Annotated in this window: 25 protein-coding genes; 15 read left to right on the top strand and 10 right to left on the bottom strand. The window is 63.1% G+C overall.

The annotated features are described in order from the left end of the window. Positions 1-27: 27 nt before the first annotated feature. On the bottom strand, positions 28-978 hold the full coding sequence (gene fabD, locus ABIB57_RS02165) for an ACP S-malonyltransferase (RefSeq protein WP_354038196.1): 951 nt from the start codon (positions 976-978) through the stop codon (positions 28-30). Positions 979-1,340: 362 nt separating this feature from the next. Between fabD and ABIB57_RS02170 the strand changes: the two genes are divergently transcribed. Continuing rightward, positions 1,341-1,721 carry a VOC family protein gene (locus tag ABIB57_RS02170; protein WP_354038197.1) on the top strand — a complete coding sequence of 127 codons (381 nt, stop codon included), beginning with the start codon at positions 1,341-1,343 and terminating at the stop codon, positions 1,719-1,721. Positions 1,722-1,843: 122 nt separating this feature from the next. On the opposite strand, the gene ABIB57_RS02175 is transcribed toward ABIB57_RS02170, so the two are convergent. Then, a complete protein-coding gene (locus ABIB57_RS02175) occupies positions 1,844-2,200 on the bottom strand; it encodes a hypothetical protein (protein ID WP_354038198.1) in 357 nt (118 codons plus the stop codon). A 194-nt stretch (positions 2,201-2,394) separates the two neighbouring features. On the opposite strand from ABIB57_RS02175, the gene ABIB57_RS02180 reads away from it, so the two are divergent. The 5 genes from ABIB57_RS02180 to rplI all read left to right on the top strand — a co-directional run bounded on the left by ABIB57_RS02180 (position 2,395) and on the right by rplI (position 4,651). Then, on the top strand, positions 2,395-2,592 hold the full coding sequence (locus tag ABIB57_RS02180; RefSeq protein ID WP_354038199.1) for a type II toxin-antitoxin system VapB family antitoxin: 198 nt from the start codon (positions 2,395-2,397) through the stop codon (positions 2,590-2,592). Continuing rightward, positions 2,589-2,948 carry a type II toxin-antitoxin system VapC family toxin gene (locus ABIB57_RS02185; protein ID WP_354038200.1) on the top strand — a complete coding sequence of 120 codons (360 nt, stop codon included), beginning with the start codon at positions 2,589-2,591 and terminating at the stop codon, positions 2,946-2,948. Before ABIB57_RS02180 ends, ABIB57_RS02185 begins: the two co-directional genes overlap by 4 nt. 222 nt (positions 2,949-3,170) lie before the next feature. Next, positions 3,171-3,578 carry a 30S ribosomal protein S6 gene (gene rpsF, locus ABIB57_RS02190; protein ID WP_299752869.1) on the top strand — a complete coding sequence of 136 codons (408 nt, stop codon included), beginning with the start codon at positions 3,171-3,173 and terminating at the stop codon, positions 3,576-3,578. A 17-nt stretch (positions 3,579-3,595) separates the two neighbouring features. Continuing rightward, positions 3,596-3,850 (top strand): 30S ribosomal protein S18, encoded by a 255-nt coding sequence (rpsR, locus tag ABIB57_RS02195; RefSeq protein ID WP_375451642.1) that lies wholly within the window; start codon positions 3,596-3,598, stop codon positions 3,848-3,850. A 228-nt stretch (positions 3,851-4,078) separates the two neighbouring features. Next, positions 4,079-4,651 carry a 50S ribosomal protein L9 gene (gene rplI / locus ABIB57_RS02200; protein WP_299723272.1) on the top strand — a complete coding sequence of 191 codons (573 nt, stop codon included), beginning with the start codon at positions 4,079-4,081 and terminating at the stop codon, positions 4,649-4,651. Positions 4,652-4,705: 54 nt separating this feature from the next. On the opposite strand, the gene ABIB57_RS02205 is transcribed toward rplI, so the two are convergent. Next, complete coding sequence (locus tag ABIB57_RS02205; RefSeq protein ID WP_354038201.1) at positions 4,706-5,200, bottom strand: SRPBCC family protein; 495 nt, start codon at positions 5,198-5,200, stop codon at positions 4,706-4,708. Between the two features lie 117 nt (positions 5,201-5,317). On the opposite strand from ABIB57_RS02205, the gene ABIB57_RS02210 reads away from it, so the two are divergent. From ABIB57_RS02210 to ABIB57_RS02245, 8 genes are all read left to right on the top strand, one after another. Continuing rightward, positions 5,318-6,082 carry a TetR/AcrR family transcriptional regulator gene (locus ABIB57_RS02210; RefSeq protein WP_354038202.1) on the top strand — a complete coding sequence of 255 codons (765 nt, stop codon included), beginning with the start codon at positions 5,318-5,320 and terminating at the stop codon, positions 6,080-6,082. 175 nt (positions 6,083-6,257) lie between these two features. Then, positions 6,258-7,742, top strand: a complete 1,485-nt coding sequence (locus ABIB57_RS02215; RefSeq protein WP_354038203.1) for a replicative DNA helicase — start codon at positions 6,258-6,260, stop codon at positions 7,740-7,742. A gap of 1 nt (position 7,743) precedes the next feature. Further along, complete coding sequence (gene alr / locus ABIB57_RS02220; protein ID WP_354038204.1) at positions 7,744-8,868, top strand: alanine racemase; 1,125 nt, start codon at positions 7,744-7,746, stop codon at positions 8,866-8,868. A gap of 165 nt (positions 8,869-9,033) precedes the next feature. Further along, positions 9,034-10,437 carry a DNA repair protein RadA gene (gene radA / locus ABIB57_RS02225; protein WP_354038205.1) on the top strand — a complete coding sequence of 468 codons (1,404 nt, stop codon included), beginning with the start codon at positions 9,034-9,036 and terminating at the stop codon, positions 10,435-10,437. A gap of 133 nt (positions 10,438-10,570) precedes the next feature. After that, a complete protein-coding gene (locus ABIB57_RS02230) occupies positions 10,571-11,221 on the top strand; it encodes a CvpA family protein (protein WP_354038206.1) in 651 nt (216 codons plus the stop codon). 166 nt (positions 11,222-11,387) lie between these two features. Continuing rightward, a complete protein-coding gene (purF, locus tag ABIB57_RS02235) occupies positions 11,388-12,878 on the top strand; it encodes an amidophosphoribosyltransferase (protein ID WP_502914334.1) in 1,491 nt (496 codons plus the stop codon). After that, positions 12,878-13,612 (top strand): SDR family NAD(P)-dependent oxidoreductase, encoded by a 735-nt coding sequence (locus tag ABIB57_RS02240; protein ID WP_354038208.1) that lies wholly within the window; start codon positions 12,878-12,880, stop codon positions 13,610-13,612. Before purF ends, ABIB57_RS02240 begins: the two co-directional genes overlap by 1 nt. A gap of 19 nt (positions 13,613-13,631) precedes the next feature. Beyond that, positions 13,632-14,237, top strand: a complete 606-nt coding sequence (locus ABIB57_RS02245; RefSeq protein ID WP_354038209.1) for a GNAT family N-acetyltransferase — start codon at positions 13,632-13,634, stop codon at positions 14,235-14,237. Positions 14,238-14,462: 225 nt separating this feature from the next. Here the strand turns inward: ABIB57_RS02245 and ABIB57_RS02250 are convergent, their stop codons facing one another. The 5 genes from ABIB57_RS02250 to guaA all read right to left on the bottom strand — a co-directional run bounded on the left by ABIB57_RS02250 (position 14,463) and on the right by guaA (position 21,016). After that, entirely contained in the window at positions 14,463-15,725 is a 1,263-nt protein-coding gene (locus ABIB57_RS02250) for a hemolysin family protein (RefSeq protein ID WP_354038747.1), read from the bottom strand. Positions 15,726-16,001: 276 nt separating this feature from the next. Further along, the gene (gene der / locus ABIB57_RS02255; RefSeq protein ID WP_354038210.1) at positions 16,002-17,453 is read right to left on the bottom strand and encodes a ribosome biogenesis GTPase Der; all 1,452 of its coding nucleotides are present in this window, start codon (positions 17,451-17,453) and stop codon (positions 16,002-16,004) included. A 36-nt stretch (positions 17,454-17,489) separates the two neighbouring features. Next, positions 17,490-18,494, bottom strand: a complete 1,005-nt coding sequence (locus tag ABIB57_RS02260) for a tetratricopeptide repeat protein (protein WP_354038211.1) — start codon at positions 18,492-18,494, stop codon at positions 17,490-17,492. 137 nt (positions 18,495-18,631) lie between these two features. Then, the gene (locus tag ABIB57_RS02265; protein WP_354038212.1) at positions 18,632-19,294 is read right to left on the bottom strand and encodes a 2'-5' RNA ligase family protein; all 663 of its coding nucleotides are present in this window, start codon (positions 19,292-19,294) and stop codon (positions 18,632-18,634) included. A gap of 144 nt (positions 19,295-19,438) precedes the next feature. Beyond that, positions 19,439-21,016: a glutamine-hydrolyzing GMP synthase gene (gene guaA, locus ABIB57_RS02270; RefSeq protein ID WP_354038213.1), complete on the bottom strand. Its 1,578-nt coding sequence runs from the start codon at positions 21,014-21,016 to the stop codon at positions 19,439-19,441. A 120-nt stretch (positions 21,017-21,136) separates the two neighbouring features. Here guaA and ABIB57_RS02275 point away from each other — a divergent pair, with 120 nt between their 5' ends. Continuing rightward, positions 21,137-22,366, top strand: coding sequence for an acyltransferase family protein (locus tag ABIB57_RS02275; RefSeq protein ID WP_354038214.1), 1,230 nt, complete (start codon positions 21,137-21,139; stop codon positions 22,364-22,366). A 3-nt stretch (positions 22,367-22,369) separates the two neighbouring features. Here ABIB57_RS02275 and ABIB57_RS02280 read toward each other — a convergent pair whose 3' ends face one another. Together ABIB57_RS02280 and ABIB57_RS02285 are read right to left on the bottom strand one after the other, a co-directional pair. Beyond that, positions 22,370-22,855 (bottom strand): TspO/MBR family protein, encoded by a 486-nt coding sequence (locus ABIB57_RS02280; RefSeq protein WP_354038215.1) that lies wholly within the window; start codon positions 22,853-22,855, stop codon positions 22,370-22,372. A 74-nt stretch (positions 22,856-22,929) separates the two neighbouring features. Continuing rightward, the gene (locus ABIB57_RS02285) at positions 22,930-24,222 is read right to left on the bottom strand and encodes an RsmB/NOP family class I SAM-dependent RNA methyltransferase (protein WP_354038216.1); all 1,293 of its coding nucleotides are present in this window, start codon (positions 24,220-24,222) and stop codon (positions 22,930-22,932) included. Between the last annotated feature and the right edge of the window lie 44 nt (positions 24,223-24,266).

Below are 24,266 nucleotides of genomic sequence, written 5' to 3' on the forward strand. Positions count from 1 at the left end.
AGTGAATCGGGCAGTTAAGGCGTTGAATCAGGCGAGCAGAGCGGCCACGAAGGCGTCGATATCGGCCGGCGTGGTGACCGATGTGCCAACGGCTTCGGCGTTGATGCGTTTAGCGAGACCCGTCAGCACTTTGCCAGTGCCAAGTTCGGCCAGATGGGTGACGCCGCCGGGGCCGGTGAGCCAGGTGACGGTCTCGGTCCAGCGGACGACGCCAGTGACCTGTTCGACCAGACGCTGGCGAATTTCGGCCGGATCGGTGATCGGGGTGGCGAGCACGTTGGCCACGAGCGGGACGACGGGGGCGTTCATGGTGACTTCGGCAAGCGCCTGCGCCATGGCATCGGCGGCGGGCTGCATCAGCGAGCAATGGAACGGGGCGCTGACGGGCAGCAGCAGAGCGCGCTTGGCGCCCTTGGCCTTGGCCAGCTCGACGGCGCGCTCGATGGCGGCGACAGTGCCGGAGACGACGACTTGGCCGGGCGCATTGTCGTTGGCGACATCACACACTTCGCCCTGGGCGGCCTCGGCGGCAACTTCGTGGGTGGTGGCCATATCGAGGCCGAGCAGAGCCGCCATGGCGCCATGGCCGACGGGCACGGCCTTCTGCATGGCCTGGCCGCGGGTTTTGAGCAGGCGCGCGGTATCGGCAATGGTGAAGGTGCCGGCAGCGGCGAGCGCGGAATATTCGCCGAGCGAGTGACCGGCGACGAAAGCAGCGTGATCGGCCAGGCGAACGCCCTTGGCCTCCAGCACGCGGATAATGGCGAGGCTGACGGCCATCAGGGCGGGCTGGGCATTTTCAGTCAGGCGCAGGATATCGTCGGGGCCCTCAAACATGATGGCGGAGAGGCGCTGGCCCAGCGCTTCGTCGACTTCCTGGAACACGGCGCGGGCCTCGGGATAGGCGGCGGCCAGATCCTTGCCCATGCCGACGGCCTGGCTACCCTGGCCGGGAAAGGTAAATGCGTAGCGGGTCATGAAGACCTCCGTTGCGGGCGTGGCGCGCGGTGCGTGGCCCAGAAATTACGCCGGGGAGTAAAGCGCGCGCAAGGTGTGCAGCCGCATGCCCGTTCCAGGCGTACAATGTCAAGCCGACGCTGCGCCTGTTGGACACTGTTTGGAAATTCTACTCTGGCGGCCATCTGCCGCGGCGTTCTGCGCTTCCGGTGCTCACGTACCCGAACGTACGCTGCGCTCCGGTTCTCGAACACCACGGCATCTGACTCCCCAGAGCGAATTTCCAAACAGTGTCCTCGCGGTTTCCCCGCGTGATCGCGTTTACAGCTGGGTTTGGGAGGCGTATTTTACGCCTACCTCTATTCCTGGAAAGGGAGGAAGTCATGCTCACAGACCATCGTGCCTACGCGACCATCCCGGCCGCTGATATGAAGCGCGCCAAATCCTGGTATCACGACAAGCTCGGCCTATCGCCCGCAATGGAAGACGAAATGGGCTGCATCTACAAAGTCGGCGGCGGCACCAGCTTCCTGTTGTACCCGACGCCCAATGCCGGCAAAGCCCCCAATACCCTGCTGTCGTTCGCCACCGACAACGTGGAGGCCGAAGTGAAGGATTTACGGCGCCACGGGGTCAAGTTCGAGGATTATGACATGCCGGGGCTGAAAACCGTCAACGGCATCGCCACCATGGGCCATTACCACGCCGCCTGGTTCAAGGATTCAGAAGGCAATATCCTGGCCGTCGGCGACGAACCGAACTAGGGGCCGTTTGCTCAGTTGGTGGCGCCGGGCTGCAAATCGCGATTTTCTGCGCGTCCTGATACAACCTCGGGCTTAGTCCAGAGGAAAGGAGCGGCCCACTGGCCGCTCCCATCAGCAATAAATTACTGAACGCCCAGCATCTGCTTGGTGGCGGTTTCGGCCATGTCGGCGGCCTGCTTAATCTGCTCGTCGGTCAGGCCCTGCGCCTTGCCGGCATCTTCGGCAGCCTTGCGGGCAGCCGCAATGGTTTCCTGCTTCTGCGCATCGGTCATGGTGGCAGCCTGCGCCTGGATTGCCTTCATGGCATCTTCCGGCGTGGGTGTAGCGGCTGCGGGGGCCATTGCCGGGGCCTCGGCCGGAGCGGCGACGGGAGCCGGGGTGGCGGCAGCGGCGGGAGTCGTATCGGCGTCGTTCTTGCCGCAAGCGCTCAGAGCCAGGGCGGACACGAGAACGAGGGGCAGAAGAAATTTGATGGTCATGCAATATTTCCCACATGTTTGGGCTTGAGAGTTTCAAGCTCGGTTCGGATAGCAGGCCGAATTGGGCGAAGATGTGTCACGATCGTGTCGAACTCACGATAATTCACAGCCGCGTGATCGGAGGCGATGAACCTGCGTGCATGGAAATGCGCATCAAGTGATGCTATATTTGATGCACAGCCAAGGAGGTTGACATGCGAACGACAGTGACGATCGACGACGAATTGCTCGCGAGAGCGAAGGAATCGAGTGGAATTGCCGAAACAGGCGACCTTGTTCGAGAGGCGCTCAAGACTTTGCTGGCAAGGGAGGCGGCGCGCAGGCTCGCCCGTCTCGGCGGAAGCATGCCCGATCTTGAGTACATTCCGCAGCGCCGGCAAGAACCAGAATGATCCTTGCCGATAGTTCCATCTGGATCGATCACTTTAGAATGGCCAATTTAACCTTCGCCCGGCTGGTAACGGACGGAGACGTATTGATGCACCCATTTGTGCTAGGGGAATTGGCCCTCGGCAGCCTTAAGGCACGACAACAGACGATCGCTGACCTCGCGGACCTAGGAAGCGTTAAGGTGGCGTCGCCTGAAGACGTTCTATATCTCATCGAGCGGCACGGACTTTTTAGCCGCGGAATTGGTTATGTCGATACGCATTTGCTCGCGGCTGCCGTTTTGCAAGGGTCGACACGAGTGCTGACGCGCGATCGTCGGCTGCGCGAGGCCGCTGAGCAACTCGGCATAGCCGCTTAGCCCTTGCGTTTTACCCACCTTTGGCCTATTTGACCGCCAGCATTCGTTTGGCCGGGGGCTGAACGGAGGGTTTGCTATTGGTGAAAGCCACAGCAGATAGGGTGAATTCCCGGCCTCCCGTGTTCCCGCTCTTTGCAAGACTGCTTTGATGCCCTTCCCGGCTTCAAGGAGGCTCCGCGCCAGCAAGTGCACATGTGTTGAACCACTGAGGAAGCCGCATTCATGGCCCTTTACGAGCATATCTTCCTGGCGCGCCAGGACGTTTCCCAGCAGCAGGTCGAAGAACTGACCGCGTCGCTGACTGAAATCCTGACCGCCAATGGCGGCAAGGTTACCAAGAACGAATATTGGGGCCTCAAGGGTCTCTCCTACCGCATCCGCAAGAACCGCAAGGCTCATTATTCGCTGATGAACATCGACGCTCCGTCGGCCGCCGTGGTCGAAATGGAACGCCAGATGCGCATCAATGAAGACATCCTGCGCTTCATGACCGTGCGTGTTGACGAGCTGGAAGAAGGCCCGTCGGCAATGATGCAGAAGCGCGATCGCGATGACCGCGATGGCGGTGGCCGTCCCGATCGTGGTGGCGACCGTTTTGGCGGCGGCGAACGCCGTCCGCGCCGTTTCTAAGATAAGGACCCAAAGCTATGGCAATTCGTGACCTAACTACCGCCCAGGCCCGTCGTCCCTTCCAGCGCCGGCGCAAGACCTGCCCGTTCTCGGGCGAAGGCGCACCAAAGATCGACTACAAGGACGTGCGTCTGCTGAGCCGCTACGTCTCCGAGCGCGGCAAAATCGTGCCAAGCCGCATCACCGCCGTTTCGGCGCTGAAGCAGCGTGAACTGGCTCGCGCGATCAAGCGCGCCCGCTTCATCGGCATCATGCCTTACGCTATCCAGTAAGCTCGCTGGGACGGCGATCTAGCGGCAATCGGCTGCGCTTCCGGTGCTCACGTACTTAAGTACGTTCCGCTCCGGTTCTCGCCGATCACCGCTATCTCATCCGTCCCAACGGCTTTCTGTCTGCGTAAGCGACCAACTACCAGGCGTGTAACCCGCGCCATCGTTGGGGTTCCGGATGGTCCGGGGCTCCTAACCACCCAAGGGTGGGACAGCCAAAGGAATATTGCTATGAAAGTTATTCTGCTCGAGCGCATCGCGCGTACCGGTTCGATCGGCGACGAAGTCACCGTCAAGGACGGCTTTGCCCGTAACTTCCTCTTGCCCCAGGGCAAGGCGCTTCGCGCTACGGAAGGCAATCGCGCCAAGTTTGCCGTCGAACGCGTCAATATCGAAAAGCGCAACGACGAACGCCGCAACGCAGCCGCCGGCATTGCCGAAGGCCTCAACGGCAAGACTGTGGTCATCATCCGCCAGGCCGGCGAAACCGGCCAGCTCTACGGTTCGGTCGCTTCGCGCGATATCGTCGAGGCGCTGCAGGCTGATGGCTTCACCATCCAGCGTTCGCAGGTCGACCTGGCAGACCCGATCAAGTCGGTCGGCGTTCACACCGTGTCGCTCAACCTGCACTCGGAAGTGGCCGTGACCATCAAGGTCAACGTTGCCCGTTCCACCGACGAAGCGTCTCGCCAGGACGCCGGTGAAGACATCACCGTCATCCAGTACGAGCAAGACGAAGCCAGCGATTTCGCCGCCGGCCAGAAGGACGCCCAGCAGGACGACCGCTTCGACGACGAAGTCTGATTTTTTTGCGACTTTAGATTTGAAAGGCCGGGTGAAAGCCCGGCCTTTTTTGTTTCAGGCCCCCTGCTCCGCAAGGGCCTTGATGCCCTCGAGCCAAGTGCGGATTTGCACTGCCAAGATGGCACTGTTGAGCTGCGGGGCGGCCGGGGCATCCATGGACTCTTCGGCAAGTATTCTGGTGCGGCCCGTCTCAATCGTCTCGAACCGGTAGACATGAACAGCGCCCAGTCCGGTCGCGACCGTAGTCCAGGTCAGCCGGTTCCCAGGCTCGACAATAGCGAAGCGCGACTGCAACGGAACGCCGCCGGTGCTCCAGGTAAACACAGCTCCGCGCCTGGGAATATCATCGAAGAAGACCTCGCCGACGTCGGAACGGATCGAGGGCCAATTGGTGACGTCGGCAAGCAGGGCCCAGACGCGTTGCGTGGACGCCTCGATGTCAATGCTCCCACTGGCGATGACTGAAGCGTCGCGATCGACGACGCCGCGCTCGGCGAGTTGATCGAGGCGAGATATTGCCTCCGGTTGAGGACATAGTTGAACAGACATATTAAACTCCGATTGATACGGCGATTGATACACCGTATCGATTCGATATGAAGCCGTCAAAGGCCTTGCCCTGCGCGATGGCGACGCTCTATTGACGCTCAAGCAGCGGAGAGCCACGTGACCGCCCAGCAGGACCCTGTCCGCCTCGAACAAACCCTTACGCTTCTGTGGGGATCGCACAGCCGAACGGTGGGCAGGACAGGCCTGACCATCAATGATTTCGTCGTGGCGGCGATTGCCCTGGTGCAAGCGGAGGGCGTTCAGGCCCTGTCGATGCGAAGCATCGCCAGCCGGCTCGGCGTCCGCCCGATGGCGGCCTATGGCTTTGCGCCGGGCAAATCGGCAATCTTGGCACTCATGGTGGACCGCGCCTATGCGGCGATGTATCCGGCCGGCACGGAGCCGACGGCAGTCGACTGGCGGCTGGGATTGCGGCAGGTGGCAGAAGCCAATCGCGCCCTGCACAAGGCCTATCCGTGGCTCGCCGAACTGCAGCCTGCGCGCTCGCCAATGGGACCGCACGAATTGCTCAAGCACGAGCGTGAACTGGCCCCGCTCGATGGTGTGGGCCTATCGGACTTCGAAATGGACCAGGCGCTGGCGCAGCTGCTCAATCTCACCACGCAAGCCGCACGGCTGGAAAACCAGGCGGCAGCGGAACGGGCTTCCACAGGGCTGGACGACGCGGAATGGTGGGTTCAGGCCATGCCCGTGCTCGAACGCGTGGTCGATCCGCAGCGGTTTCCACTGACAGTACGTGTCGCCCGGGCGACGACCGAAACGCGCGAAGGTACATTCTGGGGCGAAAGCGCGTTCAATTTCGGGGTTGAGCGGTTGCTCGACGGCATCGAGGCGCTCATCATTCGGCGGCGGGCCGGATAGCCGACTCGGTCATTTTGCTGCCTTGAGCATATGCAAAACAAAATGCGAACATTCCCCGTTGTCCACACAGTTCACAGGGGCCGTTCGCACAACGTTAACTGTGCGGCAGGTAGGTCGAGACTCGTGATCCACCCCCGTGGTTAAGAACCGTTAACTTTTCAACCCGAGGCACATGATGGCTGAAATCGCACGGCTTCATCCGGCGGAGGACAAGTCCTTCCGCCTTGCCCCGCACAACGTCGAGGCCGAGCAGGCGCTGCTGGGCGCGGTGCTCGTCAATAACGAAGCGTTTTACCGCGTCTCGGACTTCCTCGAGCCCATCCATTTCTACGAGCCGATCCACCGTGAAATCTATGAGGTGATCGGCAAGTTCGTGCGCGCCGGCAAGTCCGCCGATCCGATCACCATCAAGACGCATCTGCCGGAAAACCTGCTCGCCGACATGACCATGGCGCAGTATCTGGCGCGCTTGGCCGCCGAGGCCACCACGGTGCTGAACGCGGCCGACTATGGGCGCATGATCCACGACCTGGCGCTGCGCCGCTCGCTGATTCTGATCGGCGAGGAAATGGTGTCGACGGCCTACGAGTCCGAAGTCGACGTCACGCCGGAAAAGCAGATCGAGGAGGTCGAGGGCGCGCTGTTTCAACTGGCGGAAAAGGGGCGTTACGACGGCGGTTTCCAGCCGTTTAATGCAGCGCTGAAAGACGCGATCCAGATGGCCGGGGAGGCCTATGGGCGCGATGGTTCGCTCTCTGGTACCGCAACGGGGTTGAGCGATCTCGACCGGCTGATGGGCGGGTTGCAGCGTTCTGACTTGATCATTCTCGCGGCACGTCCGGCCATGGGCAAGACGGCGCTAGTGACCAATATCGCCTTCCATGTCGCCAAGGAATGGAAGGGCGACGTCACGCCCGACGGGCATCGCAAGACCGTCAACGGCGGCATTGTGGGCTTTTTCAGCCTGGAAATGAGTTCCGAGCAGCTCGCCACGCGAATCCTCGCCGAGCAGGCGCAGATTTCCTCGTCCGATATTCGGCGCGGCAATATCCATGAAAGCCAGTTCGCCAAGCTGGTGGATACGTCCAACCTGATGGCGCAGATGCCGCTTTATATCGACGATACCGGTGGCATCAGCGTGGCCCAACTGGCGGCGCGGGCGCGGCGGCTGAAGCGGCAGAAGGGGCTGGACCTGCTGGTGGTGGACTATCTGCAGCTGCTGTCGGGCTCGTCCAAGGCCTCTAGCCAGAACCGCGTGCAGGAACTGACCGAAATCACCACGACGCTCAAGGCATTGGCCAAGGAACTGGAAGTGCCGATCATCGCGCTCAGCCAGCTCTCGCGACAGGTCGAAAATCGCGACGACAAACATCCGCAACTGGCGGATTTGCGCGAATCGGGCTCTATCGAGCAGGACGCCGACGTCGTGATGTTCGTTTATCGGGAAGAGTATTATCTCAAGAACAAGGAGCCCAAGGAGGGCTCGCCCGAGCATTTGACGTGGCAGGGGGAAATGGACAAGGTGCACGGCAAGGCCGAAGTGATCATCGGCAAACAGCGCCACGGTCCTACCGGTACGGTGCAGTTGTCCTTCGAGGCGCAATTTACGCGCTTCGGCAATTTGGCACGCGCCGACTATCTGCCTGAGCGCATGGAGTAATATGAGCGTCACGTCTGGCCTGGGGGGCCTGCTCAGCATCGATCTGGGGGCATTGGCCCGTAACTGGCGCGCGCTCGACAAGGTCAGCGCGGGCGCGCTCACGGGTGCGGTGGTCAAGGCCGACGCCTATGGCACCGGCATCACGCCGTCGAGCAAGGCGCTCTATGCGGCGGGGGCGCGGTTTTTCTTCGTGGCGACGCCGGACGAGGCCATTGCGGTGCGTAGCGCCCTGCCCGATGCGCATATTTTCGTGCTGGGCGGACTCTATCCCGGCGCGGCCAACCTCTATGTGCGGCAGAACCTGATGCCGGTCATCGGCTCGATGCCGATGCTTGAGGAGTGGCTGGCCAAGTGCCTGGAACGCAACGAGGCCTATGCGTCAGCGTTCCATTTCGACACCGGCATGAACCGACTGGGCTTCCGCCTCAACGAGGCAAGTCTGGTCAAACAGCGCATCGAAACGCTGGGCTATGCGCCCCAGATGATCATGAGCCACCTGGCCTGTGCGGATCAGCCCAACCACGAGAAAAACCGCACGCAATTGGCGCTGTTCGGCTCGGTTATGGCCCAGTTTCCGGGCATTCCGGCGTCGCTGGCCAATTCGGCCGGGCTGATGACCGGACGTGACTATCATTTCCAGATGGTGCGGCCCGGGATCGCGCTTTATGGCGGGCGCGCTGTTGTCGGGCGCAAGAACCCGATGGCGCCGGTGGTGACGCTGCATGTGCCGATCCTGCAGGTCAAGGAAGCGCGCACCGGTGAAACGGTGGGTTACGGCGCGAACTATACGCTGGCGCGCGATAGCCGGCTGGCGATCATCGCCTACGGATATGCCGATGGTTTCCTGCGGTCGGCCTCGGGCTCTAATACGCGGCCGGGCGCCAAAGTGGTGGTCAACGGGCGGCTTTGCCCGGTGCTGGGCCGGATATCGATGGATACCAGCATCATCGACGTGACCGAACTGGGCGACAATCTGCCAAGGCCCGGCGAGGGCGTGGAAGTGCTGGGCCCCACGCTGGGGGTGGACGACCAGGCCGATGCGGCGGGCACGATCGGGTACGAGATTTTGACCTCGCTCAAGGGACGATACACGCGCAATTATGTCGGGGACGGCAATCTCGGCTAGTGTTCGCTATTTGTTCTTGCTAGGGCTAACGCTATGTGCATAATCGCTGCTGTCATTCCCGCATAGGCGGACATCCACTCGCGGCGCCAGCGGTGGACGGATTTCGGCCTTTGCGGGAATGGCACCAGCACTCTCGCCTTCTCGCTGCATGCGTCAGGAAGACAATTGGCCAAATCCCGCTCCTCCTTCATCTGCCAGGCCTGCGGCGCCGTCACGTCGCGCTGGCAGGGGCGCTGCGATGCGTGCGGGGACTGGAACACCATTGTCGAGGAATTGACCGATAGCGGGGTCGGCGCGGGGCCAAAATCGGCCAAGGCGGGCGGCAAGGCGGCCAATCTGGTGCCGCTTTCGGGCGAAACCGAGAGCGCGGCGCGGGTCGTCAGCGGCATTGCAGAGCTAGACCGGGTGACCGGCGGCGGTTTCGTGATGGGATCGGCGCTGCTGTTTGCCGGGGATCCTGGAATAGGCAAATCGACGTTGTTGTTACAGGCAGCTGCGGCCCTCGCGAGTCGCGGCAAGCGCGTTGTCTATGTGTCGGGCGAGGAAGCCGTCGCCCAAGTGCGGCTGCGGGCGCAGCGGCTGGGGCTGGGCGAGGCCCAGGTGTTGCTGGCCGCCGAAACCAATGTGGAGATTATCCTCGCCACGCTGGAGAACGGGCCGCCGCCTGACCTGGTGATTATCGATTCGATCCAGACGCTGTGGACCGACCGCGTGGATAGCGCGCCGGGCACAGTGACGCAGGTGCGCACCTCGGCACAAGCGCTGACGCGGTTCGCCAAGAAGAGCGGCGCGGCCGTGGTGTTGGTTGGGCACGTCACCAAGGACGGGCAGATCGCCGGCCCCCGCGTGGTCGAGCACATGGTCGATGCGGTGCTGTATTTCGAGGGCGATTCGAGCCACACGTTCCGCATTCTGCGCGGCGTCAAGAATCGCTATGGCGCCACCGACGAAATTGGTGTGTTCGAGATGACCGCGCTGGGATTGCAGCAGGTCGCCAACCCATCGGCGCTGTTTCTCGATCAGCGCGACGAAGGCGCGGCCGGCTCGGCAGTATTCGCCGGCATGGAGGGCACGCGCCCGCTGCTGATCGAAATCCAGGCGCTGGTGGCGCCCTCCCCGCTCGGCACGCCGCGACGCGCGGTCGTGGGGTGGGATTCTTCGCGGCTGTCGATGGTGCTGGCGGTGCTGGAGACGCGCTGCGGGGTGCGGATCGGGGCCAATGACATCTACCTCAATGTGGCCGGCGGGCTGAAAATCAACGAACCGGCGGCCGATTTGGCTGTCGCAGCAGCATTGATTTCCTCACTGACCGGCTCGCCTTTGCCTTCGGAGTCCGTGTATTTCGGCGAAATCTCGCTGGCGGGCGGTATCCGGCCGGTGGTGCATGGCTCGCTGCGGCTGCGCGAGGCGCATAAGCTGGGGTTCAAGTCGGTGTCGACCGGGCGGCTCAGCGCCGCCGACCGCAATAGCGGGCTGGAAGTGTCGGAGTTCACCAACCTGGCGGACCTGGTGGGCAGGATCGCTGCCAAGGGGCAGAAGCCGGCGGCAAAGGTGGACGAATGGGCCTGAGCGTGACTAGCCTGCATGCTTTCTGGGAACATTGGCCGTGCAGGGCCCGCGCGCCCTTGGCAGCGGCGGCTAAAGCGGCTAAACGAAGCGCCATATGGGGCTTTGGGCCTCTTCTGGAGCTGGCGAAACCATCATGCTGACTGCGTTCGACGTTGGTATCGGAGTGCTTGTGCTGATCTCGGCGATCCTCGCCACGGCGCGGGGACTGACACGCGAAGTGCTATCGCTGGTGACATGGGCAGGCTCGGCCGCCATCGCCATCTATATGTGGAAGTATCATCCGGAGATCGCGCAGGGCTATATTGCCGATCCGACGGTTGCCGATATCGCCACCGTGGTCGTCAGCTTCATCGTCGCGCTGATCGTGCTGCATCTGCTGACCATGCGGATCGCCGATTTCGTGGTGGACAGCAAGATCGGGCCGATCGACCGCACGCTCGGCTTCGTGTTCGGCGTGCTGCGTGGCCTCTTGATCGCCATCGTCGTCACCATTTTCGGCACCTGGCTGCTGGGTACGAACCTGCCGCCTTGGGCTAAGGAATCGCAGTCGCTGCCACACCTGACCCAGATGGGCAATTCGCTGATCGCCATGCTGCCGCCGGACCTGGAGAAGCAGGTCACGGAAATTCTCAAGGGTGGCACCGGGCTGACCGAGGATCCCACGGATCCGACCGGCGCTGCCGCCGAAGGCACCGACGAAACCGAAGATTCCAGCGTTCCGCCCAATGCCGGGACCACCGTTCCCGCCCCCGCAGCCCCGGTCGCACCGGCGACTACTCTTTGATCATATTGCGGTGAGGGCCCGTTCCTCGCCACATCACTGACCAGAAGCCCGCTACTATGGGCCCGACGATAGACCGACCGGCAATTCATAGGATGCCGGATCATCGCGCCGCCGCTGGCGGCGCGCCAGTTTCTGCAGTTGAGGCAGCATTGGAATGGAGAGCCCGGTGAACCATCCGAGCGACGACACTTTCGATATCGATGACGACACGCTGCATGAAGAGTGCGGCGTGTTTGGCATTTTGGGGCATAGCGACGCCTCGACGCTGACGGCGCTGGGCCTGCATGCACTGCAGCATCGAGGCCAGGAAGCGGCCGGCATCGTCAGTTTTGACGGCCGCCAATTCTATACCGAAAAGCGCATGGGGCTGGTTGGCGACCACTATACCGACCCGGCTTTGCTGGCCAAGCTGCCTGGCACGATGGCCATCGGTCACACGCGCTATTCGACCACCGGGGAAGTGGCGCTGCGCAATGTGCAGCCGCTGTTTGCGGAACTGGAAGCGGGTGGCATCGCCATCGCGCATAATGGCAATTTCACCAACGGACTGACGCTGCGCCGGCAGATCATTGCCACGGGCGCCATCTGCCAGTCGACCTCCGATACCGAAGTGGTGCTGCACTTGATCGCGCGTTCGCGCCACACCTCGACCACCGATCGCTTCATCGATGCGCTGCGGCAGATGGAAGGCGGCTATGCCATGCTGGCGGTGACCCGCACCAAGCTGATCGCCGCCCGTGACCCGATCGGCATCCGGCCGCTGGTGATGGGCGAACTCGATGGCAAGCCGATTTTCTGCTCCGAAACCTGCGCGCTGGACATTATCGGCGCCAAATATGTGCGGGACGTCGAAAACGGCGAGGTCGTGATCTGCGAGTTGCAACCGGACGGCTCGATCACCATCGAAGCCCGCAAGCCGGTACGGCCCGAGCCGGAACGGCCCTGCCTGTTCGAGTATGTGTATTTCGCGCGCCCCGATTCGGTGGTGGCCGGCCGCAGCGTCTATACGGCGCGCAAGCGCATGGGCATCAACCTCGCCAAGGAAGCGCCCGTCCAGGCCGACGTCGTGGTGCCGGTGCCCGATGGCGGCACGCCGGCGGCAATCGGTTATGCGCAGGCGAGTGGCATTCCGTTCGAACTGGGCATCATCCGCAACCATTATGTTGGGCGCACCTTCATCGAGCCGACGCAGTCGATTCGCGCGTTCGGAGTCAAACTCAAGCATTCGGCCAATCGTGCCGAAATCGATGGCAAACGGGTCGTGCTGATCGACGATTCGATCGTGCGCGGGACGACGTCCGTCAAGATCGTGCAGATGATGCGCGATGCCGGGGCCACCGAGGTGCATATCCGCGTCGCCAGCCCGATGATCCGGTACTCGGACTATTATGGCATCGATACGCCCGATCCGGAGAAGCTATTGGCCAACCAGTACAAGGACCTGGAAGCGATGTGTCGCTTCATCGGCGCCGATTCGCTGGCATTCCTGTCGATCGATGGGCTCTATGACGCCGTCGGCGGCGAGCCGCGCAATAACCTCATGCCGCAGTTCACCGATCATTATTTCACCGGCGACTATCCGACGCAGTTGACCGATCTCAACGGTCGGGCCAAGAACGAGCCGAAACAAATTTCCCTGCTTCGAGAGGCCGGTTAGTGGCTGATACGCAAGATCTTGCCGGCAAAGTCGTCCTCGTCACCGGGGCGTCGCGCGGAATTGGCTACGCCAGCGCCAGGGAGGCCGCGCGTCGCGGCGCCCATGTGGTGGCGGTCGCTCGCACGGTCGGTGGCCTCGAGGAACTCGACGACGAAATCCAGGACCTGGGCTCGTCGGCAACGCTGGTGCCGCTCGACCTGCGCGATGGCGACGCCATCGACCGGCTGGGCGCGGCGATCTTCGAACGGTGGGGCGCGCTGGACGGCCTGATCGCCAATGCGGGCATGCTGGGCACACTGTCGCCGCTGCCCCATGTGGCGCCGGAGGAGTTCGAGAAGGTGATGGCGGTCAATGTGACGGCCAATTATCGCCTGCTGCGCTCGACCGACCTGTTGCTGCGCCAGGCCGATGCCGGGCGCGCGGTGTTCGTTTCGTCGTCTTCGGCCAAGTCGGCGCGGCCCTATTGGGGTCTTTATGCCGCCAGCAAGGCGGCAGTGGACGCCATGGTCAAAGCTTATGCGGGCGAACTCGAGCAGACCAGCGTGCGGGCCAATGTGTTCTATCCCGGCGCCGTGCGCACCGCGATGCGGGCCAAGGCGATGCCGGGCGAAAATCCCGATACGCTGCCGCAGCCGCGCGAAATTGCCGGCGCGCTGGTGGATATGGTCTCGCCGAACCTGACGCAGAATGGGCAGATTTACGACGTGGCGCAAAAGGGCTTCGTGGCGCTTTGAGCGGTCGCGGAGATGTTGAATGAGCCTGCTTCGTCCTTTCGCTGCGGCCGACCTCGATAGCCTTTATGCAATTTTGCTGGCCACCGGCGATGCTGGCCGCGATGCGTCGCCGCTGCATCAGGACGGGCGGATGATCGGGCATATCTATTCAGCGCCCTATGCGATGCTGGCGCCGGAGCTGGCCTTCGTGGCCGAGGATGATGCGGGCGTCGCGGGCTACGTCGTCGGCGCTGCGGATACGCGGGCGTTCGACCGGCAGCTCGAACAGGACTGGTGGCCGGCGCTGCGCCGGCAATATGCCGATCCATCGGGCTCGACGCCAGAAAGCTGGTCCGCCGACCAGAAGCGCAGTTTCGCCATTCATCACCCCAACAAGACACCTGATGAGGTCGTCGGCCCCTTCCCCGCGCATATGCATATGAACCTGCTGCCCCGGCTGCAGGGGACCGGCATGGGGCGCAAGCTGTTCGAGCGCTGGATCGAGCAGGCGCGAGCCATGGGCGTTCCCGGCGTGCATGTCGGCGTCAGCCCGCTGAACACGCGCGGCATGGGCTTTTGGCAGGCGATGGGGTTCGAGCGGATAGCGACGCACAGTGGTGCCTGGCTGGGACAGAAGATCCTGTAGTGCGGTGGCGGCTGCTTTGCCCCCAGCGACCTTCTGGATTCAGTAGCGGTCGAACAGGCCCGCACGAATTCATTCCCGCGCGACGGGACCTCATTTTCTGCTTACCCCAAACGGAGGTCCCCGCCTGCGCGGGGACGACCATGTGGTGGGCGATAGCTTGGTGGGGGCGATGGCTCCGGAGTGATGATCTGGCGGGCTGCCCGCGAGGTATTGAAGCGCGTTGGCCTAGTCGAGGCGCGTCATCATCACCTTGTCGATGCGGCGGCCGTCGAGATCGACGACTTCGAATTTCCAGCCCCCGTGTTCGAAGGTTTCGCCCTCGGCCGGCAAGCGGTTGATGATGGACAGCACATAGCCGGCAACAGTTTCGAACTTGGCGTCCTTGGCGATGGCGACGCCGAGGCGGTCGGCAAACTCGTCGACGGGCATCCAGCCGGCGACAAGATAGGAGCCATCTTCGCGGCGAACCACGGCCGGATCGTCGCCGGTTTCTTCCTGGAACACGCCGGTGATGACTTCGAGGATATCGCCCGAGGTAACGATGCCTTCGAAATGGCCGTATTCATCGACCACCAGCGCCATGTGAACGGTGGAATTGCGGATGGCGCGGACGACGTCCAGCGCATCGGCGTGGTCCATCACTACGGGAACCGGGCGCACGAATTTGCGGATTTCCAGCGGCTGGCCATTGGCGAAGGTGGAGATCAAGTCGGTGATGGCAACGACGCCGATGATGGAGTCGGCATCGCCATCCTGCACCAGCAGGCGCGAGCGATGGGTGCCGACGATGGTGCGGCGAATTTCTTCAGGCGCATCGGCAAGGTCGATCACTTCGACGTCGAGACGCGGGGTCATCAGGCCGCGGGCGGAACGATCGGCCAGGCGCATGACGCCGGAAATCATCGAATGCTCGTCGCTTTCGATAACGCCGGCGGTGGTGGCCTCGGCGATGATGGTCTTGACCTCTTCTTCGGTCACCGTCTCCTCGGACTCGCCGCGCTGGCCCAGAATTGTCAGAACGGCCTTGCCGGAAATATCGAGGAGCCAGACGATGGGCGAGCCGACCTGGGCCAGCAATTGCATGGCCGGTGCGACGCGGGCGGCGACGCGCTCGGGATCGCGCAGGGCGATCTGCTTGGGCACCAGTTCGCCCAGAATCAGGGACAGGTAGGTGATGATGACCACGACGACGACGACGCCCAAGACGTCCGCGACATTGGGGGCGACGCCGACGCTCTCGAGCCAATCGGTGAGCCGCAGACCCAGCGTGGCGCCCGAGAAAGCGCCCGACAGGACGCCGACCAGGGTAATGCCGATCTGCACGGAGGACAGGAATTTGCCGGGATCTTCGGCAAGACGGATGGCGATGGCGGCGCCCTTGTTGCCTTGATCGGCAAAGACACGCAGGCGCGCGGGGCGAGCGGACACGACCGCCAATTCGGACATCGACAACGCACCGTTGATGATGGTCAGAACGACGACAATCAGGATTTCTACGAACAAGGTGTTTTCACGTTATGCGGCCCCGCACTCAGCATCGGGTCGCTTAGGACGCTGTAGTTATAGGGGCAAATGGCGCGATTGCACTATAGCGGGAAGAAAAATGTCGGGGACGGTGGGGGTTGAAAGGTGCAGCCCTGCTCGGCGCATCTTGTTTGCGGCGCCAAGCCCCCTCACCCGCCTCCGCTTCGCTCGGCCACCCTCTCCCCGACGGGGAGAGGAATCTTGAGAGCGTAGCGTTCTATTCCGATCGGGCGTTAGCGCTTAGCCCAGCTTGCGCTTGGAGACGTCGTCGTACGGGTTCTTGCTGCCGGCGCGGACCCAGAGGCGGATGGGGGCACCCTGAATGTCGAAGGCTTCGCGCAGGCCGTTGGTGAGATAGCGCAGGTAAGCCGTCGGCAGGGCGTCGGGGCGCGAGGCGAAGAGGATGAAACTGGGCGGCCGCGTCTTGGCCTGGGTCATGTAGCGAATCTTGAGGCGGCGCCCCGACACCGCCGGAGGCGGATGCCCCTCGACCATGCCGGCGAGCCAGCGGTTGAGACGCGCAGTCGAGACGTGGCAATTCCAGGCGCGCTCGATCTTGAAGATCGCGTCCATCAGTTTGTCGATATTCTTGCCGGTAAGGCCGGACAGCGTGACGAGCGGGACGCCGCGAATCTGTGGCAACAAGCGCGTGCAGGCTTCCTTGAGGGCAGCGAGCGCGGCGTTCTTGTCCTCGATCAGGTCCCATTTATTGACGGCGATGACGAGCGCCCTGCCCTCGCGTTCGACCAGATCGGCCAACGCCAGATCCTGCTTTTCGAACGGAATGGTGGCATCAAGCATCAGCACTACGACTTCTGCATATTGAATGGAACGCAGGCTATCGCCGACGGCGAGCTTTTCCAGCTTTTCCTGGACGCGCGCGCGGCGACGAATGCCGGCGGTATCGACCAAGTTGATGACGCGGCCTTCCCATTCCCACGGCACCAGAATGCTGTCGCGGGTAATACCGGCCTCGGGGCCGACAAGCACGCGGTCTTCGCCGACCATGCGGTTGATCAGGGTGGACTTGCCGGCATTGGGTCGACCGACGATGGCGACGTTGAGATAGCGCTTGGGATTCCAGCGCAAAGTGGCCTCGTCGCCCTCGCCTTCCAGCATGTCCTCGGTGATGTCGACGTCAATCTCGGGCATGTCCTCAAGATCGGCAATGGCCTGGGCATCCTGCACCAGGGCGGCGGCATCGATGGCCTGGGAGACGATGGAATAAAGTTCGGACATGCCCAGGCCGTGTTCGGCGGACAAGGCGATGGGCTCGCCGAAACCAAGCTTGAAGGCTTCGACCAGGCCCGATTCGGCGGCCTTGCTTTCGGACTTGTTGCCGACGAGATGAACAGTCTTGCCGGCCTTGCGGAGCACCTGGGCGAAGCGCTGATCGAGCGGGACGACGCCGGCGCGGGCATCGATCATGAACAGGATGACGTCGGCTTCCTTGATGGCCAGCTCGGTCTGCTGGCGCATGCGGTCTTCAAGGCTGCCGTCGGTGACGTCCTCGTAGCCCGCGGTATCGAGAATGCGGAAGGTCAGGTCGGCAATGTGGCCCTCGGCCTCGCGGCGGTCACGGGTGACGCCGGGGGTGTCATCCACCAGGGCGATCTTGCGGCCGACGAGGCGATTGAACAGCGTGGACTTGCCGACATTGGGGCGACCGACAATAGCAACGGTGACGGTCATGGCAGAGATATCCGATCAGAGGGAAGGCGGCCGGCCCTATTCGAGGGTCGGCTCAGCCTCCGCAGGGGCAGCAGGCTTGGTGGCGTCGGCGGCAGGCGCGGCCGGCGTAGTTGCAGGCGCAGCAGGCGCCGATGCAGAAGGATCGATCGAGGGGGCGGCGGGCGCCGGAGCTGGCGGGGCGGGTGCCGGGGTCACCGCAGGTGCTGGGGCCACGGCAGCGGGAGCGGGTGCAACGGCGGCCGGCGCGGCGGGAGCCGGGGTCACGGCAGGTTCGGTCGCGGGCGCAGGAGTTGCAGGGGCCGGGGTGACGGCAATGTCGTCGCCGACGATGCCCTGAACGGCAGCGGCGGCGTCCTTGGCGGCCTGATCGACCGGCGCGGGCGCGATATCGCCGGCCGAGGTCAGGGCCGCGATATAGTAGCCCATGCGGTTGCGCACGGTGCTCTGGCTCATCGGATCATCGATGACGGCCTGGAAGCTGGCCTGGGCATCAGTGAACTTGCCGGCCTTGTACTGGGCCAGCCCCATGGCTTCGCGGGCGGCGTTGCGCAGGGGATTACCTTCGGTGGCAATGGTCTCCACGCGCTGCTGCACATCGGCCAGGGTGCCGGCATCGACCATCAGCGTGCCGCCGAGAACCAGAGCCAGTTCGCGCAGGCGCTGATTGGAGAGGCTGACGGCCAGTGCGTCATAGGCGGCGACCGCCTCGGTGACCTTGCCATCCTTAGCGAGGAGGCCGGCCTGCTTGAACTGGGCCAGCATCGGATAACTGCCCGAGCCATCGGCGATCAGGGTATCGAGCTGGGTTTGGGCGGCAGCCATATCGCCGCCATCGGCGAGGTCGAACGCGGCATAAAGCTCGTCCGACGACTTGGCGGCATTGCTGGCGTGATACCAGGTCCAGCCTTCATTGGCGGCGACGCCGACCACGACCAGGACCGCGGCCCCAATGATATAGGGCGCGAACCGACGCCAGAAATTGCGCATCCGGTCGGAGCGCAGTTCCTCGTCGACTTCGCGAAAAATATTATCCTGAGACATGGCGTGCCTGATGGTCTTGAGCCGAATTGCGCGCACGTTTAGCACGTGGCTTCCATATTGCAAATGCAGCGGTTCCCGGTGTTTGCAGAGTTGGGCCGGCATACACACTAAAGCGCGCTGTTCGGGCCATGGCGGAGTCAGAACAGCAGGTGAGTTGTGCCCGGCCGGTCAGGGTCGAGCGCGGCTTGTGTGCCTCGGAGGAGCCATTCGCCGCGCAGTTTGTGGCGCCCTGTCCCATGAATGCTGTGGATCAGGCAGAACCGGCCGACGCGCCAACCGAATGGCTGCGCGAGGTGCTGCTCGGGCAGAACCGCGTCACCGTAGAATAGCGTCAGGTGCGGCGTGCCGGGCGCTTCTTCGGCGGGAAGGCCGCTTTGCATCATGGCTGTGCAAATGGTCGTGTAAAGCGCGGCCAGTTCGGCCTCGCCGATACTGCAGCGCAGGACGGTGGCCCGCCTGGGGCCATTGTTCCAAGTCAGGAAGCGATCGAAGACGACATCGAACGGCGCAAAGTCGACGGCGGCGGCCGCCGTGATTGCGCGATCAACAATATCGGCGGGAACATTCGTGTACGCGCCGACGCCGTTCAGTGAGACATGCAGGTTATCGGCTCGTAGCGGAACGCCATCGTGTTGCGATGCAATGGTTGCGGCGAGCCGCGATATGGCAAGCGCCTCATCGACGGGTGGCTGGAAAGCGAAGAAGAACTTGTGTGGCGACAGGCGCGCTTTTTCCCGTGGACGCACCGGCTTGCCGGCCGGAGCGCCGAAGAGACTGAGCTGGCGCGGGTCGTTTCGCACTGATCTTTGTTCCCTCTTTGTTCTATAAACATAGCGAACAAAACCGGTGAGTCAACATGTGTCGAGCGCTGTTTGTAGGGGCTAGGTGGGGGACCCGAGCCATAGACCGGAGATCGCGGACTTCGACGTCCCCGGTCTCTTTCCTTATTCCCACTCGATGGTGCCGGGGGGCTTGCTGGTGACGTCATAGACGACGCGGTTGATGCCGCGGACTTCGTTGATGATGCGGGTAGCGGTCTTGCCGAGGAAGTTCATGTCGAACTGGTAGAAATCGGCGGTCATGCCATCGACGGAGGTGACGGCGCGCAGGGCGCAGACGAACTCGTAGGTGCGGCCATCGCCCATGACGCCGACGGTTTGCACCGGGAGCAGGACCGCGAATGCCTGCCAGATTTTGTCGTATTGGCCCGATTTGCGGATTTCATCGAGATAGATGGCATCGGCGCGGCGCAGGATATCGAGCTTTTCTGGCGTAATGCCGCCGGGGCAACGGATGGCGAGGCCGGGACCCGGGAACGGGTGGCGGCCGATGAAGCTTTCGGGCAGGCCCAGTTCGCGGCCGAGGGCGCGCACTTCGTCCTTGAACAGCTCACGCAGTGGCTCGACCAGTTGCATGTTCATGCGTTCGGGGAGGCCACCGACATTGTGGTGGGACTTGATGGTGACCGAGGGGCCGCCGGTGAAGGAGACGGACTCGATCACGTCGGGATAGAGCGTGCCCTGGGCGAGGAACTTGGCGCCGCCGAGCTTTTTGGCTTCTGCCTCGAAGGTTTCGATGAACAGGCGGCCGATTATCTTGCGCTTGGTTTCGGGATCGGACTGGCCGTCGAGTTCGCGCAGGAAGACTTCGGAGGCGTCAACGTGCACCAGCGGGATATTGTACTGGTCGCGGAACATGGTGACGACCTGTTCGCTCTCGTTGAGCCGCATCAGGCCATGATCGACGTAGATGCAGGTGAGCTGGGAGCCGATGGCCTCGTGGATCAGGACGGCTGCGACGGAGGAATCGACGCCGCCGGAGAGGCCGCAGATGACGCGTTCGGAGCCGACCTGGTCGCGGATCTTTTCGATCATCTTCTGGCGGTAAGCCGCCATGTTCCAATCGGATTTCAGGCCGACGATGTTGTGCACGAAGTTGGCGAGCAGCTTGCCCCCGTCGGGAGTGTGTACCACTTCGGGGTGGAACATGGTGGTGTAGCGCTTGCGGGCTTCATCGGTGGCGATGGCGAAAGGAGCGTTGGGCGAGGTCGCGGCGACTTTGAAGCCTTCGGGAAGCTCGGTGACGCGGTCGCCGTGGCTCATCCAGACGGGATAGCGGCCGCCGACGTCCCAAATGCCTTCGTAGAGCGCGCTGGGTTCGAGGATTTCGATATCGGCACGACCGAATTCGCGGTGATGGCCGCCTTCGACGACGCCGCCGAGTTGGAGGCAGAAGGTCTGTTGGCCATAGCAGATGGCGAGGATCGGCAGGCCGGAATCAATGATTTCCTGCGGAGCGCGGGGGCTGCCCGGTTCGGTGACCGAGGCGGGGCCGCCGGAGAAAATCACGCCCTTGGGCTGCATCGCCGCGAAGGCTTCGCTGGCCTTGTTGAAGGGGTGGATTTCGCAATAGACGCCCGTCTCGCGAATGCGCCGGGCGATGAGCTGGGTGACCTGTGAGCCGAAATCGACGATCAGGATGCTATCGGGGGCCGCGTGGGCAGATTCGTCATGTGCTGTCATGGCGAGGCTTTAGCGCTGGAGGCGATTTTGCGCAAGCACCGCACTGCATTGGGGGGTTGCGGCATTTGACTTTGCCGCGCGTTCCCCTAGCGTCGCGCGCGCTGATCCGAAGGAAGCCATATGGACGTCGACCGCCGTTTGCTGGGTGCCGATTTCGTGCGGGCGTGCGCGTGCCTGGTGGTGGTGTTTCATCATCTGGTTCAGCGCATGGGATTTTCGGCGGATTTCACCTATCTCGGTTGGCTGCAGATTTTCGGCGTCATCGGCGGGCTGGGCGTGGCGATGTTCTTCGTGCTTTCCGGGTTTTTGTTGGCGCGGCCGTTCTGGCAGGCGTTGGAGCGGGGCGAGCCGATGCCGTCGCTCAAAGTGTATGCGCTGCGCCGCGGGGCGAGGATCATTCCAGGGTTCTGGCTGGCGCTGACGGTGACGTTCGTGCTGAGCTTCGCCGTGTTCGGGTTTCCGCTGGATGGCTGGCTGTGGCTACGTTATGGCGCCGGGTTGCTGCTGGTGAGCGACTGGCATTGGACGACCTTGTTTCCGGTGGAGCTGAACGGGCCGCTATGGTCGATAGGGTTCGAGGTGACGGCCTATGTGCTGATGCCGCTGGGATTTTGGTTGGTGTTTCGCGCCGCGCGCCGGGTTCGCAATGGCTTGGCGCAACTGGCGCTTTGGCTTGGGGTGATTGCGCTGGCGCTGGGAGCGCATTGGCTGTTCGCCAATCTGGTGCAGGTCGATCAGGTCAATGCCGGGTGGGACCATGGCCTGCAGGGTGGCGCCAAGGCGTGGATGCCGCGGATCAATCCGTTCTCGATGTTTGCCATTTTTGCCATTGGAGCGCTGACGGGTGGGCTGCAGGTGCGGTTGGCGCGGTATCGGCATGGACTGTTCGATGCGCTGGCGCTGCTCGCGCTGATGGCGACGGGCTGGACGATCTGGCAGGTGTTTCTGGTTGGGAGCGTCGAGAGCTTTGCGTTTCTCGATGTGCCTTACGCCTTTCCCTGGCTACCGCTGGCGCTGGGGACAATGCTGGCGGTGACGCCATCGACGGTGCTGATCGGGCTTTTGCTGGATAATCGCGCGGTGCGCTATTTGGCGCAGATTTCGTTCGGAATTTACGTCTGGCATTACCTGGCGATCGAACTGATCGCGAAGTTCGTGTTCCCCCAGTTGCTGCTGGGGGCTCATGATCAGACCCTCTTCATCACCGGCACGCTGGCGGTCATCGCCATCTCAATCTTTATTGCCGATCTCTCCTACCGCAAGCTGGAGCGACCGGTGATAAACTGGGCAAGGGGGCTGGAGAAGAAGACCCCTCACCTGCTACGCACCAATCTCGCCGCTGAGAGGTGAGCGCTAGTTCAACAAGCCAATCGACAGGTTGAGCATGCTGGCGAAGGTGACCCAGAGCAGGTAGGGCGCGAACAGCCAGGATGCCGGCTTGTCGAGCCTGCGGGCGATAAGCATGAAGGCGATGATCACAAGCCAGAGCGCCATAATGATGGCGTAGGCCGGCCAGATCTGGTGAGCGATGAACCAGACTGGTGACCACGCCCAATTGAGAACCATCTGCGCGTACCAGACTTTCATCGCGGTACTGCGCGGATCGATCATGAAGATGCGCCAGCCGGCGATGGCGATCAGCACATAAAGCGTGAGCCAAGCGGGGCCAAAGACCCAGTTGGGCGGATTGAATGCGGGCTTGTTCAGGCTCTCGTACCAGGGACCAGGCAGCGACTGCGTACCGATCAGGCCGCCGACCGCGACGACCACGATGAGGAAGGCGGCCAGGATCAGCCAGGGCCGCGGGGTTTTGTAATCGGCGAGTGAAGCGACGGACATGGGCGGCCTGCGTTCAGAGGATTGTCCCGGTTGAACGCAGGATGGGCCGCCTCGGTTCACATTGTCGCGCAGCTTTAAGGGGTGCGGGATAAGGCGTTGAAATAGAATCCATCCGTGCCAGTCAGGCGGGGCGTCAGGGCGATGCCGGAACCGGCCGTCGCGAGGTCTTCGGGAAGCGCTTTGCCGAAGGCAGTTTGCCAAAGGGCTTCGGGCGACAGGGGCGCAAAATCGGTGTGGGCGGCGAGGAAGGCGGCGATGCGGTCGTCGTTTTCCTCGGGCAGGATGGAGCAGGTGATGTAGACCAGCACGCCGCTCGGCTTGAGGAAGCGGGCGCCCTCTTCGAGGATGGCGGACTGTTCGGCGGTGCGGGTGGCGAGCAGTTCGGGGGTCAGCTTCCATTTGGTATCGGGGCGGCGGCGCCAAGTGCCGGTGCCGGTGCAGGGCGCATCGATGACGACACGGTCCATCTTGCCGACCAGATCGTCGAGCGCGCCGGGAGCAGGAGCGCGGGTCTGAACATTGCGGGCGCCGTTGCGCTTGAGGCGATCGTAGATCGGCGCAAGGCGGTTGCGGTCGCTGTCATAGGCGAATATCTGGCCCTTGTTGCCCATGGCGGCGGCGAGAGCGAGGGTCTTGCCCCCTGCCCCGGCGCACAGATCGAGCACCTGTTCGCCGGGCTTGGCACCAGCCAAAGCGGCCACGATCTGGCTGCCCTGGTCCTGAACTTCGAACCAGCCCTTGAGGTAGCCCTCGTCGGTGGTGACGTTGGGCGTGCGGGCATCGCCGGGGCCGGCCGGCATGGTGACGCCATTGGGGGCGATGGCGGTGACGCGCGGGGTGAAGCGCGCCAAGGATTTGAGGACGCGTTCGGGCTGGGACTTGAGCGTATTGACGCGCAGATCGAGCGATGGACGGCCGGTCATGGCTTGGCCCTCGGCGATCCAGTTGTCGCCAAAGGCGCGCTCTAGGGAGGGCGCAAGCCATTCGGGGATATCGGCCAGGATATGGCCAGGCGTGTCGTCGTTGAGCTGGCCGGTGACGCGGGCGATTTCCTCTTCGGTCATCGGCGCGGGGCCATGGGCATCGGCGGTGAAGCTGGCATTGAGAGCGACGGTATCCTCGTCCCAGTCGCGGACAGCCACGGCAAGGATCAGCGCGCGGGGGGTGTCTTCGCCCATCAGCGCGGCATGAGAAGCGCGGCGGCGCAGCGCGTCATAGACCAGATTGCCGATTGCGGCGCGGTCGCCGGCCCCAGCGAAGCGATTGGCGAGGCCCCAGGATTTCAGCGCCTCGGAGACCGGGCGCTTGCGGGTTTCAACCTCGGTCAGGACATCGATGGCGGCGGCGAGACGACCTGGGAGGCGCATATTCGCGAGACCTTTGACAATTCTACTCTGCCGGACATCTGGAG

Source organism: Devosia sp. UYZn731, from assembly GCF_040546795.1.
Taxonomy (GTDB): domain Bacteria; phylum Pseudomonadota; class Alphaproteobacteria; order Rhizobiales; family Devosiaceae; genus Devosia.